Origin of the sequence: Bacteroides sp. f07 (genome assembly GCF_042854785.1) — a bacterium.
Taxonomy (GTDB): domain Bacteria; phylum Bacteroidota; class Bacteroidia; order Bacteroidales; family Bacteroidaceae; genus Bacteroides.
In genome coordinates, this window is record NZ_BAABXI010000001.1 from 3,659,533 (window position 1) to 3,674,874 (window position 15,342).

Annotated in this window: 11 protein-coding genes and 1 riboswitch; of the genes, 7 read left to right on the forward strand and 4 right to left on the reverse strand. The window is 41.5% G+C overall.

The features are described 5' to 3' along the window. Positions 1-55: 55 nt before the first annotated feature. Genes ACGHVY_RS14970 through ACGHVY_RS14985 form a run of 4 tightly spaced genes read right to left on the reverse strand, consistent with a single transcriptional unit; the run spans position 56 to position 5,700 of the window. Positions 56-1,456 (reverse strand): DUF5074 domain-containing protein, encoded by a 1,401-nt coding sequence (locus tag ACGHVY_RS14970; protein ID WP_390599598.1) that lies wholly within the window; start codon positions 1,454-1,456, stop codon positions 56-58. Positions 1,457-1,482: 26 nt separating this feature from the next. Further along, positions 1,483-2,478 carry a PKD domain-containing protein gene (locus ACGHVY_RS14975; RefSeq protein WP_390599599.1) on the reverse strand — a complete coding sequence of 332 codons (996 nt, stop codon included), beginning with the start codon at positions 2,476-2,478 and terminating at the stop codon, positions 1,483-1,485. A 31-nt stretch (positions 2,479-2,509) separates the two neighbouring features. Continuing rightward, the gene (locus tag ACGHVY_RS14980; protein WP_390599600.1) at positions 2,510-3,658 is read right to left on the reverse strand and encodes a YncE family protein; all 1,149 of its coding nucleotides are present in this window, start codon (positions 3,656-3,658) and stop codon (positions 2,510-2,512) included. Next, the gene (locus ACGHVY_RS14985; protein ID WP_390599601.1) at positions 3,655-5,700 is read right to left on the reverse strand and encodes a TonB-dependent receptor; all 2,046 of its coding nucleotides are present in this window, start codon (positions 5,698-5,700) and stop codon (positions 3,655-3,657) included. The genes ACGHVY_RS14980 and ACGHVY_RS14985 overlap by 4 nt, the downstream gene beginning before the upstream one ends. A 206-nt stretch (positions 5,701-5,906) precedes the next feature. Beyond that, a riboswitch (cobalamin riboswitch) is annotated at positions 5,907-6,119 on the reverse strand. 127 nt (positions 6,120-6,246) lie between these two features. Between ACGHVY_RS14985 and ACGHVY_RS14990 the strand changes: the two genes are divergently transcribed. The 7 genes from ACGHVY_RS14990 (at position 6,247) to ACGHVY_RS15020 (ending at position 15,341) form a co-directional block, all read left to right on the forward strand. Continuing rightward, positions 6,247-7,380 carry an ABC transporter substrate-binding protein gene (locus ACGHVY_RS14990; RefSeq protein WP_390599602.1) on the forward strand — a complete coding sequence of 378 codons (1,134 nt, stop codon included), beginning with the start codon at positions 6,247-6,249 and terminating at the stop codon, positions 7,378-7,380. Then, on the forward strand, positions 7,377-8,393 hold the full coding sequence (locus tag ACGHVY_RS14995) for an iron ABC transporter permease (protein ID WP_308745374.1): 1,017 nt from the start codon (positions 7,377-7,379) through the stop codon (positions 8,391-8,393). Before ACGHVY_RS14990 ends, ACGHVY_RS14995 begins: the two co-directional genes overlap by 4 nt. Beyond that, complete coding sequence (locus ACGHVY_RS15000) at positions 8,390-9,145, forward strand: ABC transporter ATP-binding protein (RefSeq protein ID WP_390599603.1); 756 nt, start codon at positions 8,390-8,392, stop codon at positions 9,143-9,145. Before ACGHVY_RS14995 ends, ACGHVY_RS15000 begins: the two co-directional genes overlap by 4 nt. Positions 9,146-9,297: 152 nt before the next feature. Then, a complete protein-coding gene (locus tag ACGHVY_RS15005) occupies positions 9,298-10,650 on the forward strand; it encodes an MATE family efflux transporter (RefSeq protein ID WP_390599604.1) in 1,353 nt (450 codons plus the stop codon). Positions 10,651-10,666: 16 nt separating this feature from the next. Then, positions 10,667-11,239: a Crp/Fnr family transcriptional regulator gene (locus ACGHVY_RS15010; protein ID WP_390599605.1), complete on the forward strand. Its 573-nt coding sequence runs from the start codon at positions 10,667-10,669 to the stop codon at positions 11,237-11,239. 558 nt (positions 11,240-11,797) lie between these two features. Then, positions 11,798-13,078, forward strand: coding sequence for an ATP-binding protein (locus ACGHVY_RS15015; protein WP_390599606.1), 1,281 nt, complete (start codon positions 11,798-11,800; stop codon positions 13,076-13,078). A 112-nt stretch (positions 13,079-13,190) separates the two neighbouring features. Next, positions 13,191-15,341, forward strand: coding sequence for an AAA family ATPase (locus ACGHVY_RS15020; protein WP_390599607.1), 2,151 nt, complete (start codon positions 13,191-13,193; stop codon positions 15,339-15,341). Position 15,342: the final 1 nt, after the last annotated feature.

A 15,342-nucleotide genomic window follows, 5' to 3' on the forward strand; every position in this document is an offset into this window, starting at 1 on the left:
AAGCAAGAGTGGCTTATTCTTGCTTTTAGCCGCATTTTTAGTAGTTGCTAATTATTTATTTATTTAAACCTACATCCACACGTACTTTTTTCTCTACTCTCTTTCCATTCGAAATAGCAGTTATCTTACACTCTGTACTACCAATGTGCTCTTTAGCAGTCACAGTCAACATTCCAGCTTCCAAAGAATAGTCTACTAGTTTATTTTCTGCAAATTCCACCTGACGGATGATTGAAGCAGAAGTATTATCCGCATCAACTATTTTTTCAGTCAAATCAATGCCCTTGGTTTCTCCCGGAGACAATACTATCTGATTAATTAAGATTTCCGGTTTGTTGGCATCCTCAAAGAAAGGTACCGCAGGAAACCAGTAATACCCACTTTCTCCGGAATCTCCTCCACCTTTCACTTCTATTTCTTTTTCCAAAGCTCCACTCGGGCTGATGATATAAACCCAGTTATAATTTTCATATCCACGAGCTACTGTGGCAATTACACAATCTGTAATAGGGTCTATACGAATACCGGCTCCATAGAAAGTCAATTGTTTATTTTCATGTTTTCCCAAAGTATAAAAAGCCGAATTAAACGTCTGGGTATCTATATCATATTTCACTACTATAGTACTGCTCCAACCACCCTTTGTCCAATAGAGAGTATTACTTTGTGTACCAGCGCAAAGACTTCCCGCATTCCAAGCTCCCCAAGAGCCACTGATTTTTACTTCTTCAGGATATTCCATCGTTTCTTTTTCCAATGTGACAGGATTTACTTTTAAGAAGTTATCAGCCGTAGCAATCCATATTGTTCCATCTTTGCTTCTCGTTAAAGTATTAAATGACCCCTCTAATGTCTTTTCGACTTTATTGGTCGCTACATCAATGATATAGACTTTTTTATTTGTCAAAGCAAAAACACGTCCTTCCGCAAAGCACATTGCTCCCATCTGGTCGGAAATACCTTCCACCGGATTTCCCAGTTGCAAATTAGTTATATCAAACTGACGGATACCACCACTGTAACCAATATACCCCAATTTATCATCCACTCCAACGAAAGAACGTCCATCTCCTCCTATATCCGTAAATACTGCTTTCTTCTTTAATGTATTTGCGTCTGCTACAACAAAGCGGTTTTCTTGTTTAGAAAGCAAATAGATATTATCTCCCCATGTTGTTCCAAATTGAGTTGTCACACCTAATTTTTCGTCCTCATTAGCTGCCCGATAAGCCCGATATACAACATCGTACCCGTCTCCATTCACTTTAAAATAGTTCACAGTACCATTATCATGTCCGAACCAATCCTCATTAGCTACATAAAAGCCTTTCGCCGGAATGACAGCAGACGGCTGTGAATCCTCTATAACTTCAACATACTCCAATTTTTCATCATCATCACAAGCTGTAAAGCCAATACCAAGCGCGACAAACGCCAATAAAAAATACTTTTTCATTTTCTTCTGTTTTCTATATTAAAAAATTATTGATTTGCTAACACATGAAGATCCTCAATCTTACCAACCTCGGTAGAAACCTCTCCCACCCAGCCACAATACTGGTTAACTCCTGTATATACTTTTATGAAATCAGCTCCCGGCAACTTTACAACCTGTCCTTCGGTATCGACAGCCCAACCAATATCAAATACATCTCCATCTTTTGTATTATCGGCATATCCCCAATCATAAGCATTCAATGTCCAACGTGCATAGGCGTCAGGTCCATTATCAACCCCATTATCAGCCAATAATGTACCTTTGAATACTATCTGATTATCAGTAATCCATTTCGGGAAATAATCTTGGTCATGGTATATGTTTTTATACACATAGCCACTTCTACCCTGGTTATCAGTCCAAGGGCAGTACGTGTCATCGGATAAATAGTTTTCAAGATCCGGAGTAGGTACGTGGTCTTTTTCGTTTCTGAAATAAGTGATCTCATACCCTTTAATCGTAGGCTTTTTATAATACTCACTGCCAGCCAATTCATACCATTCATCAGCGTCCGGTTTTCCATTCTGGTTTTTATCATAAGCTACCATCACAATAGCTGGTTCACTATTACCGATAAATGCATTTCCAACTATCCGAAAATCCTTTTCTCCTTCCACATTCTGAATAGTATGGTCGAAGCCAACAACTACATATCCCCCATAAGCTCCTAAGGTAATAACACCGTTCTTTCCGTTTCCGATAGTAGACAGTACTTTCGCATTCATAGTTTCCTGTGTATCACCCTCCTCGTAGGACGGCATCGTATTAACAAACTGTCCCGGGGCAGGACGATAGTCAAGTACTTGTGTAATGTAAGGACTACCCTCAAAATTCAACTCCGGCTCAGACTCTCCACTTCCTCCTCCTTCGCCACCTTCATTTCCGTTCTTTTCTTCCTCAGAACAAGCGGTCAACAAACTTCCACTCAATAATGCTGCCCCTATTAGAGCAAACATCCATTTTAAACTTTTCTTCTTCATAAAAATAAGAGGTATTAATAATGTGTATATATTATTTAATCAGACTTTCAGTTATAAAAGCAAAATGCCCGGGGATATTCCCCCCTTCTGTTTTCCATTTCAACTTTCCTTCGGGTGAGAAACAATAGACGAAGCCGGTCACCACATAATTTTGGGCATCCGACATAAATATCTCTTTAGTTTCAGGATTAACGGCAATACCATAAGGTATCATAATATCCTCATCAGTGCCATCAGTAATAATCCGATCCGTTATTTGCTTCTTAGTTCGGGTATCCAAAATTCCATATGTTACCTTATTTCCGCCCGATGTCATGCTATAAGCTACACTATAATAATAAAGTTTATCGCCGTCTACGCACATTCCTCCCACCGGAAGATCCAAACATTGCTTTACTTCATCGGTCGTACTATCTATCACATACAGATTAGAAGGAGTATTCTTATAATCTCCGCGAGAACTCACATAAATATCTCCACGTTCATCAATCGCCATCCGATACAGATTGATAGCGACATCTATTTTCTTTTTCTCTTTAAATGTTTCCAAATCCACCACAGACACCGTCCGGTCATAATTCGGTGCACGATATCCTCCCGAATTAGCCACATACAGTTTCTCATTATGTACAACCATTTCTTCCGGCTGATACCCCACCGACACTTTCCGGGTCACTTCCAAGCTAGCCGTATCTATTTCCGCCACAAATCCTACTTCCGAATTTGGAGCAATCTGCACAGGCCCCGCATAGGAACTTATATACGCCTTATCCTTCCAAAATGCCAGATAACGGCAATTAGGAACCTCTATCTCCTTGATTCTACGCGCAGTACGCACATCAAACACAACGATCAGATTGGAAACATTAATTACCGCATATACTTTCTGCCCATATACTTTAATATCATTCCCCACATCTCCCAACTCTTTTACAATCTCTGGATTACGTTCGGAAAAAATATCACGGGTATAATGTCCTGTCGTATAATCAAAATAATCAAGTGAAGCACGATTCATTCCCATATTTCCCTCGTTGAGTTGATAAAACCCTTTAATACGGGTTCCTACCATAGGAAGCGCCACTTGCACACTGTCCGAAAGGAAAATCTGTTCATCCTCCCGACAAGCCGACAAACTCATAAAAAGTATCAGCAGATATATAAAATGTATTTTTTTCATAAGCTAAGACTAACAATAAACCGGAAATTCCGCCCCGGCATCGGATAATTGAGTACCACATCGTAATATTGGTTCAGCGCATTGTTCATCTCTACCGAGGTCTTCAACAGATAACGACTACGAATCCGGAACTCCTTTTGCAAGGAAAAATCATGTGTGTACCACGGTTCCACATAGTTACGCGGAATATTATTCACAGCCCCGTTATAACGCTCACCCACATAAATGAAACTGTAATTCAACGTCCACGTACCATATTCCACTCCCGCAATCACCGAGCCGCTATGCCAGGGAGTATAAGGAATCTGGTCGCCATACGAAGACAGTTTCTTCCCGTTGATTTTTGTAAAATCCTGCGCTTTCGCGAAAGAATAAGAAAGATTGGCATTCATCCTTACCGGTCCTGCATGGCCGAATACAGCCGCCGAAACATCTACCCCCTTACTCTCCACTTTTCCCATATTTGTCATCATCCAGCGAAAACTGCTCCCGGTAGGCGCAGCAATAATCTTATCGGTAATCGCGGCATAGTAAATATCAGCCTGTACAGAAATCCGGTCAATAAATCCTTTTTTGAATGTCTTTTGATAACTTCCACCAATATTAAATTGGTCGGTAAATTCCGGATTCAACTGACTAAAGCCTATTTGCGCATAATAAAGGTCATTGAAAGTAGGCAAACGGAAGATACGCTTATAGAAAGCACGCAAATTAAAATCATGGTTGCAGAAAGGTTTATACCCGACGATAAATGCCGGAGAAAGTTCCGATTTGTCAGGGGCTTGCACATTATTACGGACTTTCTCGATAACGAATGTCCCCAACACATCAGCCTGTAATTTCCATTTTCCCAGATTCAACGCCGTAGCCAGTGCCGCCCAAGTTGTATAGCGTTGCGGGAACGTGAAAGGAGTCCCTACTCCACGCATGACAGCATTTAACTTATTATATTGAAAATCGACAGATAAAGAAACATCCCAAACAGGCAGAATACTATACATATTCACCACCGACAAATACCTGTCCTGCTGATAATAGGTATTATCGAACTGCATCTTTTTTGTCACACTCTCTTGCAGAAACTGCACTGTATCCCTTGAAAGATAATGTGTATAGTCATAGGCAAACTTCCCGTTCAGTTGCAACTTATATTTCGGGGTGACATCTTTCACAAATGTAGCTTGGGCAAAGAAATTCTTATCCCCCTGCCGTTCTCCATTCTGCCATACATTTTTCACGATAGCTCCGGGCAGTCCTCTGTCCGAATCATAATAATACAGTTTAGCCTGCCAATAGCCGTTATGAATAGTGCCATATACACCGGCTTCGATACGATAAGCCTCGATATCACTGTTCCATCGGGTAGCTGTCGTATCATAAGCCACTTTACCCTCCTGATTCAAGCGTCTGTAACGAAACTTATATTGCCCGTCGGATTTCGTATATTCACCGCTCAGACTCAAGCTAAGGTTATCGTTCAGTTTATGTTCCAACCGGATGGAAGGATTAATCAACTGGATACTTCCTGCCTTATAGCGTACCAGCAGATTCGTTTTCTTTCCTGTTTCAAACTTCGGTTTCCGGGCTTTCATATATACAGCCGAAGCCGAAGCAAAGTCTTTGGCAGACTGGAATATCTCACTTTTTTGTCCGTTATAAAGAGATAATTCTTCCAAATCATCCAGCGAAAAACGTCCCAAATCAACCACTCCGTTTTGTGCGTTTCCAATCTGAATGCCGTCATAAAACACCCCGACATGGTGAGAACCCATATTGCGGACATCTATCGTTTTCAATCCGCCCATACCACCGTAATCTTTGATTTGCACACCCGAAAAGTAACGCAAGGCATCAGCTACATTATGCGTATTCAGCCGTTCCAGTTGCAGCCCGTTCAGCCGTTGGGCAGGGATTACTTCTTTATACGGCTTCGCCGTAACCACTACCTCATCCAAGTGTTGCAAACTATCCAAACGGCTTTGAGCTCCCAGCAACGCCGGAAGTCCTAAACAACCTACTGTCCATAGAATTTTTCGAATCATTCTTCCTGTTATCTCGTCTGTTTATTTTCTTTCGATTATAAACTTTCAGGAATACACAAAGACAGAAAAGGGCAGTCTGCTCCCCTTCAAAAAGAGCATAAGCCAGCGTCCTGCACAAACAGACACTGCGCACTTTGTACGTCGCATAAAAACAAGTACTATGTGATTACTAAAAACTGCACTCTTCAAACTTTAATCCCGGAAAGTTTCAAGAATTCAACTTTGGCAGGTCTTCTGACTTACTCCATTTCCCTAACGCCCTTCCCATTCCTCCAAAGCGGAACAGTGGATTTGAGTATTGTAGGAAAACTTTTGGCGGAGCTTACAGCAGCGGGTCTGTTCAGGACTTACACCTGATTCCCTTTTCACCACTCTTTCCGTAGAATCGGAAAAGTGACACCAAAATTTCTTGGGAACAAAGATACACAAATAGAAACAAAATGGAAGAAAAATCCAATTAAAATAAAAACAAACTAATAATAAGTCCTATCTTTGCCGTCCGAAAGGATCCACTATTATTTTTATCTAATTAAAATTCTTATAAAAGTGAAATCTCCTGTTCTGACTATCACGTTGCTTTGCCTGCTCTTTTTGGCAAGCTGTATCACCCGTAATAAGACATCTTTGGAAGCATTCAACCAAGATGTATATACCCCTGAATACGCTTCGGGATTTAAAATCCTGGGTGCCGAGAACGCCGCCAGTACGCTTATACAGATTACCAACCCGTGGCAAGGCGCCAAAGACGTAACAATGTCCTATTTTATAACACGCAACGGCGAGCAAGCGCCTGCCGGATTCAACGGTCCCGTTATCCCTGCCGGAGCCAAACAGATTGTATGTATGTCTTCTTCCTACATCGCCATGCTTGACGCACTAGGAGAAATCAACCGGATTGTCGGAGTTTCGGGTATCGATTATATCGCCAATCCCTACATCCTTGCCCACAAAGATTCAATCAAGGATATGGGTCCTGAGATGAACTACGAACTGCTGATTGGATTAAAGCCCGACGTAGTTTTGCTCTATGGCATAGGTGACGCCCAAACCGCTGTAACGGACAAGTTAAAAGAACTTTCCATACCTTATTTATATATGGGTGAATATCTGGAAGAATCACCGCTCGGCAAGGCCGAATGGATGATTGTTCTTTCCGAATTGACAGACAAACGGGATAAAGGAATAGAAATATTCCGGGAAATCCCCCAACGTTATTATGCACTGAAAGCCCTCACGGATTCCGTCAGCCAGCGTCCTACCGTTATGTTCAACACTCCGTGGAACGACAGTTGGGTAATGCCTTCCACCCAAAGTTATATGGCACGGCTCATTGCCGATGCAGGCGCAGAGTACATTTATAAAGAAAACAGTTCCAACAGTTCAACCCCAATCGGACTGGAAACAGCCTATGGACTGATACAAAAAGCCGATTACTGGATTAATGTCGGTTCAGCAACTACGCTTGATGAGCTGAAAGCTGTCAACCCCAAATTCGCAGACGCAAAAGCCGTGAATGCAAAGACTGTTTATAACAATAACTTACGGTTGACACCGACAGGCGGAAACGACTATTGGGAATCAGCAGTTGTCCGTCCCGATGTTGTATTACGCGACTTGATTCATATTTTTCATCCGGAACTTGTATCCGACTCACTTTATTATTACAGGCGTCTGGAATGAAACAACCTCGCAAACATACCGCACTTTTATTTATCGCGCTAGGCATAACCGCCCTGTCATTACTAGTCATAGATATGGCAACCGGAGACACGTATATCCCTGTCTCCAAAGTATGGGCAGTGCTCACCGGGGGTGAATGTGATGAAATGACACGCAACATTCTTCTTTCTATCCGGTTTATACGGGTAATAGTAGCGGCACTGATAGGTATAGCACTCTCTATAAGTGGTTTGCAGATGCAGACGGTTTTCCAAAACCCATTGGCAGACCCCTATTTGCTGGGAGTTAGTTCGGGGGCAGGATTAGGGGTTGCCTTGTTTGTACTGGGAGCCCCATTACTCGGTTGGTCGGAATTTCCACTACTTCAGTCATTAGGCATCGTTGGTTCCGGCTGGATAGGAACGGCTGTCATTTTATTGGGAGTAGCCATTATCAGCCGGAAAGTAAAAAATATACTCGGTGTATTGATTATGGGAGTCATGATAGGTTATGTGGCAGGCGCCATTATCCAGATACTACAATATCTGAGTTCTGCCGAACAGTTGAAAATGTTCACACTTTGGTCAATGGGCTCTCTCGGACACATCACCACTACCCAACTGGGAATCATGACGCCTATGCTATGTCTGGGACTACTCATTTCCGTGGCCTGTATCAAACCGTTGAACCTGTTGCTTCTCGGAGAAAACTACGCACGGACAATGGGAATGAATATCAAGCGCTCACGCACATTCATCTTCATTTCTACCGCATTGCTGACAGGAACGGTGACCGCATTCTGCGGTCCGGTAGGTTTTATCGGGCTGGCAGTGCCGCACGTCACACGGTTACTATTTAACAACGCCGACCACCGGATACTTGTCCCCGGCACTATGCTGACAGGACTTATCAGCATGCTTCTCTGCGACATCATCGCCAAGCAATTCCTGCTTCCGGTGAACTGTATCACCGCCTTGCTCGGTGTTCCGGTCATTTTATGGGTAATAGCTAAAAACTTGTATAGATTCAAATGATTGAGCTTAAGGAACTGACACTAGGATACGGACAGCGCACGCTGTTGAAAACGGTAAATGCCCGAATCACAGGCGGACAACTCGTCGCACTGTTGGGACGCAACGGAACTGGAAAAAGTACCCTCCTACGTGCTATTATGGGACTGGAAAGTCCCCAATCGGGAAAAATCAATCTGCAAGGAAAAGACATAGCTTCACAAAAATCGGAAAAACTAGCCCGGAACATCAGTTTCGTAACCACCGACAAAGTACGCATCACCAATCTTCGTTGCAAGGATGTGGTAGCGTTAGGACGCGCTCCCTACACAAATTGGCTCGGTCAGCTTCAATCAGAAGACCAGAAAATAGTGGATAATGCCATGCAGTTGGTCGGCATGTCCGGCTATGCAGAAAAGACAATGGATAAGATGTCCGACGGTGAATGTCAGAGAATCATGATTGCCCGTGCACTTGCGCAGGATACTCCGGTTATCCTGCTCGACGAGCCGACTGCCTTTCTTGACTTGCCCAATCGTTATGAACTCTGCTTACTACTGAAAAAATTGGCACAAAAAGAAGGCAAATGTATCTTGTTCTCCACACATGACCTTGACATCGCATTATCGCTTTGTGACTCCATTATGCTGATAGATAACCCGTATATGTACACTTTACCCACTTCGGAAATGATAACCAGCGGACATATAGAAAGGCTTTTTCGTAATGAATCGGTGACATTCGATGCTCAAGAGATGAGAGTGCGTATCAAATGAAGTTTTTCTACATATACCATCAATCTGTCGTACAAATATATCACTAACATAAGAAAATCTCACTGACCGGACAGAAATTACCAAATGGTAATTTTTATCTCCTTTCATACCTCTACCTTTGCATCCGCTTTAATAAAAAAAGATAGAAAGTTATGAAAGATAGTATAGATTTCGACAGTATGGACATCTCCACGTTATTCCGTAAATTACTGATACCTACGGTTCTTGGAATGGTTTTCTCCGCTATATTCGTCATTACGGACGGTATATTTGTAGGGAAAGGAATTGGTAGCGATGCACTGGCAGCCGTCAATATCACAGCACCACTTTTTATGATTGCCGCCGGTGTCGGGTTGATGTTCGGAATTGGCGGTTCGGTAGTTGCCTCCATTCATTTATCGCAAGGCAAACGGAAGGCGGCAAGTATTAATATCACTCAGGCACTTGCTTTCTCCGCACTTATCATACTGATTATGTCAGCTTTGTGTTTCTACTTTGTAGAACCGTTGGGACGATTGCTCGGTAGTTCAGAAAAGTTGTTGCCGCTTGTGATAGAATATATGTTGTGGTATCTGCCTTTCCTTGTGTTTTACGAGTTATTGAGCACAGGTATGTTCTTTATCCGCCTGGACGGTTCGCCCAATTATGCAATGATGTGCAATGCCATAGCAGCAATACTCAACATCATTTTAGATTATATTTTCATTTTCGAGTTCGGCTGGGGAATGATGGGAGCCGCTTTTGCCACCAGCTTGGGAACAGTAGTAGGGGGATTTATGACAGTGGTTTACCTTATCAGGTTCTCCCGCTCTATCAAACTGTACCGCATCAAGTTAAGCCTTAAAAGCCTGATGCTGACATTGCGTAATGTAGGCTATATGATAAAGTTGGGAACTTCCGCTTTTATCAGTGAGGCATCTATCGCCTGTATGATGTTTTTAGGAAACTACGTTTTCATCCGTCATCTCGGAGAAGACGGAGTAGCCGCATTCAGCATTGCTTGCTACTTCTTCCCTATCATCTTCATGGTCTACAATGCCATTGCGCAATCCGCCCAACCGATTATAAGTTATAACTTCGGAGCCGGACAAGCCGGACGTGTCAGGAAAACTTTGCATCTTGCTCTTCGGACAGCTCTAATCTGCGGAATCAGTTTCCTCGTTATCACCGCTCTGTGCCGTCAGGAAATTGTTGCATTATTCATCGACCGCAGCTATCCGGCATTTGATATAGCAGTGAACGGTATTCCTTATTTCGGTATCGGATTTATTTTCTTTGCAGTGAATATGATAGGAATCGGTTATTATCAAAGCATTGAACGGGGACAAAGAGCTACTATCATTACCCTTCTCCGAGGAATCGTCTTTATGTTGATCGGATTCTTTGCATTACCACCGCTTCTTGGCGTGAAGGGTATTTGGCTCGCTGTTCCGTTAGCCGAGTTCCTGACAACACTTTATATTATCGGAATTTATCTAAAAGACCGATTCATTGTCCGCCAATGATGAGTATATTTGCAGCATGGATGCATTCATTGAGAAACTTAGCGACAGATATAAAGTATCAAAAAACGACATACAGACTTTATTGGACTGTATGGAAGAAGTAGATTTCAAAAAAAGAGAATTGATAGTACGCGAAGGAACAAAGAACAACAATCTTTATTTCATAAGAACAGGAATCTGGCGGGCATATTACCATAAAGACGGAGTAGACACCACTATCTGGTTTGCTTCAGACGGAGAAGCTGCTTTCTCCGTCTGGGGATATGTGGATAATGCTTATTCACTGATAAATATTGAAGCGATGTGCGACAGCGTAGCTTATCGCATTTCCCGTGTCGCTTTGAATCAGCTATTTTCTTCCTCTATCGGACTTGCCAATCTGGGTCTTCGCCTTATGGAGCATCAATTACTTTTACAGGAAAACTGGCTTATCAGTTCCGGAAGCCCACGAGCTAAAGAGCGTTATCTCACTCTTATCAAAGAGACTCCGGAACTGTTGCAATACGTACCCTTAAAACACATCGCTTCTTATCTGTGGATAACACCCCAATCATTGAGCAGGATTCGGGCGGAACTTGCCTCTACATAATGTGTATTATAGACTAAGCAAGAAAATATCATTTCTCCGCTGAAATTCCCGATGCAAAATGTGTTGTAAAATATAATTAATTGACTATCAGTTGGCAACTTTGATAAAAATACTTCAAAGGGACAAACGAGGGACAAAAAATCGCATACAAAAAGAAAGAAAAACAATAAAACCATTTCAGAAAAACCACACTAAAATGTCGGGGACAAAATTTGTTCCCCATTGTCTTGTTCTGCTTGTCCCTCGGATTGAACGTTAGGTTTGGTGTTAATTCTAAAATTACCAAAAGCTTTCATATATAGTTTTTGTATATCTAATCAAGTTCTAAACCAAACTGCTTCCAGCCTCAGAATAGCAGGTATTGGTGATGAATCTCTTATTTTTCTTTTCGCCAGCAAAAAGACTACTTTAATCCTATTTGCTCTATTTTAATGCTGAATTAAAACATAGCAAAATTAGTATTTATTGTTATGATAGTTTGGTGGATTAGAATTAAAAACTTACTTTTGTAGAACAAAAATGCGTAAATACGCAATTGTGGTATAAATTGTATTTCATATGGAGATAAAGCGTGACATACATCTTGATAGGCTTATCAAGAGCAAACATAATGGCATGATTAAAGTCGTGACTGGTATCAGAAGATGTGGTAAGTCATATCTTTTGATGAATCTTTTCAGACAGCACTTGCTCGATGACGGGGTAAGTGATAATCATATAGTAATACTGGATCTTGAAAATCGAAGAAATAAAAGATTAAGGGACCCGGATGCCTTGCTGGAGTGGATTGACTCTCAGATTGTAGAATATAAGGCTTCTGATGATGTTCCCAAAGAAGAGTGGTACTATGTGATGTTGGACGAGGTACAACTGGTACCAGAGTTTGAGGATGTGTTGAACTCATACCTAAGTATACGGAATGTAGATGTGTATGTGACTGGAAGTAATTCACGGTTCCTGTCGAAAGATGTGATTACTGAGTTTCGTGGACGTGGTCATGAAATTCATGTTACGCCTTTGTCAATGAGTGAGTTTATCGGTGCACATCCGGAAATGACTTTTGAGGAAGCTCTGGATCAGTATATGACATACGGGGGCTTGCCGATGGTTTGTCTGGAACCCGATATAAAGGAGAAGGAAGCGTATTTGAAAGGATTGTTTGAGAAGACCTATTTGACGGACATCCAGGAACGTTATCATATTAGGGGAAGTGATATAATGAGTGAACTGATTGATGTAGTAGCTTCTGGTATAGGAGGACTGACAAACCCGACGAAGATAGAGAATACGTTCAAGACGGTTAAGGGTATCGGAGTAGGCAAGAATACCATCAAGCAGTATTTGGAGATGTTGGAGGAGTCGTTTCTTGTTAGGAAGGCGGTACGTTATGATGTAAAAGGACGAAAGTATATTGATACGCCTCAGAAATACTATTTCGAAGATTTGGGTCTCAGGAATGCACGCATTGGTTTTCGTCAGGTAGAAAAGACGCATCTGATGGAGAATATGGTGTATAATGAACTTTGCCTTCATGGATACACTGTGGATGTGGGAGTTGTGACGCACAATACAAAGGATGCAGAAGGTCGTAGTCAGAGAGTGCAACTTGAAGTTGACTTTGTATGCAACCGCGGACCGGAAAGAATATATATCCAATCTGCCTATGCGTTGCCCGACAAGGAAAAGGTGGAGCAGGAACAGGCTTCGCTTTTACAAATCAAGGACGGGTTTCGAAAAGTAATAATTGTGGCTGACAGATACTTGTCGGGATACAACGAAGACGGTATCAGGATTCTTAGTCTTAGGAACTTTCTGATGGAAGGAATAGCGCTGGATTGATATACCTATTTGTAGTGATTCGTTTCACTTACATAATGCGACAACAGAGTATTCAAAAGAAAAGTCTGAAGCTATAAATTAGGGATCAAAATAAAAAATCTTGTGTATAACTATGTTTTATCCAATTGCTATTAGAGTATTGAGTGACGACTGTATAGGTAGAAAGAAGTTATCTACAGGCGTTTTCTATTATTTTATCAAAGGTTATAATATCTCGGAGGATGCTAGTTCAATTAAAGTCGATAGATCGGAGCTGGAAGAGAATATATATAATTGTGATGCTATAGATGGTAGCGTACATGTCTCTTTTTCTGCTTTAGTAGGGGAGAACGGTTCTGGGAAAAGTACGCTCATAGAGCTGTTCATACGTATAATCAATAATTTCTCGGCTTCTGTGTTTGGCGAATATGCTGAAAGAGCAAACGAGGCGCACTTGCACTATATCGACGGGCTTGCTTGCGAGTTATATTATAGGAAGCAGACGGACCCTTTTGATGAGATTTACCGTATTTTGATTCAAAATAGATGTGTTGAAACCTATGTCTATTTAAAAAATGATGATGCGAAAGAGGAGGTCTTCACGCTAAAGGGTGATGACCCTATGAAATTTATTTTATTCAGTTTTGCAAGTGACGAAACGCCATTTCTGCCGAATAAAGGACTGAAGGAAAAAGATTTTATTGAAAACTTTTCAAAAAAAATCTTCTATACCTACGTTTCCAACTACAGTCTTTATGCTTATCGTTGCCAAGATTTTTTATTGGAGGCAAATCCTACTCAATATGAAAGTAAGTGCAGGAAGGTTAATCCCAAACAAATTTCTTTTGCACAACGCCATTGGTTTGAAGGTTTGTTTCATAGAAATGAGTTGTACCAAAAGCCTTGTCTTTTGTACCCCAGCCGAGAGTTGGGCAACATTAAAATCAGTGAGGAGACGGACTTGGCATATGCGCGTTTCCTAAGTGCGATTCTTTCAAAGAAATCGTCATACCGTGAAATCAATGACCACTTGACGGTGACAGGTCTTGTTTTTGGCTCCACTCCATATCACTATAATGTAAAATATATTAATCAAAAAACTGATTATCATTTTGTTACAGCCGGATATGATAAACTGAGGCATGCCATTCTACTGGAGTGGTCTAGAATCTCAGATTGCGATTTGCAGCTGGTTGCCGGCTCTCGGCGATATGGTGAAGATGCTTTGGATTATTTGGTCTATAAAACCTTAAAAATCTCGTGTCATTACCCGAGCATGCATAGATGGTTCTACAATTCTCACAAAAGGGCAAGGTCAAAAATCCAAATTGATCAGCTCAAACAGTTAATCCTTCAGATTGCGAAAGACTCCAGTCATTTGTCAAGAAAGCTAAGGCAAACGTTAATATACTTGAAGTTTGGCTTGTATGACTATGAAACGCAAAAAGAAATCTCCGTTGATGTGGTGAGCGATGATTGCGAAAAAGTTCTGCGTCAGCTGTATAAACCCGCAGAGGCCCCATTCTTGTTGACATTAAGAGCTTGGGGAATCGAAGACCTAACCCCGCCGCCTTTTATCTTTTCCGATGTTGTTATAAGAGACAATGCAGGAAAAGTTTGTCCGTTTAACACTGTCAGTTCCGGCGAGAAGCAGTTTATTTTCAGCCTTACCGGTATTCTTAGCCATTTAATTAACTTGGATTCTGTAGATGCCAGCAGCTATTCAAACCTCATAACATACTCAGATGTAAACATTATATTGGAGGAATTGGAGCTATATTTCCATCCCGATCTGCAAAGGCGTCTGGTGAACCACTTGCGAAATGGACTGCGCCAATGCAAGTTCCGTCATATCAAGAATGTTCATTTCCTGATGGTGACCCATTCCCCATTTGTTTTGTCTGACATTATCGCGAAGAATGTGCTAATACTTCAAAAGGATGGTCTACCAGCCTCTGATATACATTATCAAATATTTGGCGCGAACATTCATGAAATACTTCGGCATCCGTTTTTCTTAAAGAATGGGGCTATGGGAGAGTTTGCAAAAGTCGTTGTCAACCAAATCGCGACACAAATTGAAGAGAACAATGACGTCAATCTTTCACCAGAAGCTAAGGAAAGGCTGCTTCAAAAGATTTATTTGATAGACGAACCTATCCTTCGAAAAATACTGCTGGATCAATATCACAGGAAATATGGTACTCCTCAATCTGAAGTGGCTTTGGTAGAGGCAGAACTCCAGCGTTTGCAACAATATAAAGAATCTTTGTTAAACAACTGAA

Coding starts and splice junctions, on each gene's coding strand:
- ACGHVY_RS14970 (WP_390599598.1), bottom strand. CDS start 1,456: ATGAAAAAGTATTTTTTATTGGCGTTTGTCGCGCTTGGTATTGGCTTT.
- ACGHVY_RS14975 (WP_390599599.1), bottom strand. CDS start 2,478: ATGAAGAAGAAAAGTTTAAAATGGATGTTTGCTCTAATAGGGGCAGCA.
- ACGHVY_RS14980 (WP_390599600.1), bottom strand. CDS start 3,658: ATGAAAAAAATACATTTTATATATCTGCTGATACTTTTTATGAGTTTG.
- ACGHVY_RS14985 (WP_390599601.1), bottom strand. CDS start 5,700: ATGATTCGAAAAATTCTATGGACAGTAGGTTGTTTAGGACTTCCGGCG.
- ACGHVY_RS14995 (WP_308745374.1), top strand. CDS start 7,377: ATGAAACAACCTCGCAAACATACCGCACTTTTATTTATCGCGCTAGGC.
- ACGHVY_RS15000 (WP_390599603.1), top strand. CDS start 8,390: ATGATTGAGCTTAAGGAACTGACACTAGGATACGGACAGCGCACGCTG.
- ACGHVY_RS15005 (WP_390599604.1), top strand. CDS start 9,298: ATGAAAGATAGTATAGATTTCGACAGTATGGACATCTCCACGTTATTC.
- ACGHVY_RS15010 (WP_390599605.1), top strand. CDS start 10,667: ATGGATGCATTCATTGAGAAACTTAGCGACAGATATAAAGTATCAAAA.
- ACGHVY_RS15015 (WP_390599606.1), top strand. CDS start 11,798: ATGGAGATAAAGCGTGACATACATCTTGATAGGCTTATCAAGAGCAAA.
- ACGHVY_RS15020 (WP_390599607.1), top strand. CDS start 13,191: ATGTTTTATCCAATTGCTATTAGAGTATTGAGTGACGACTGTATAGGT.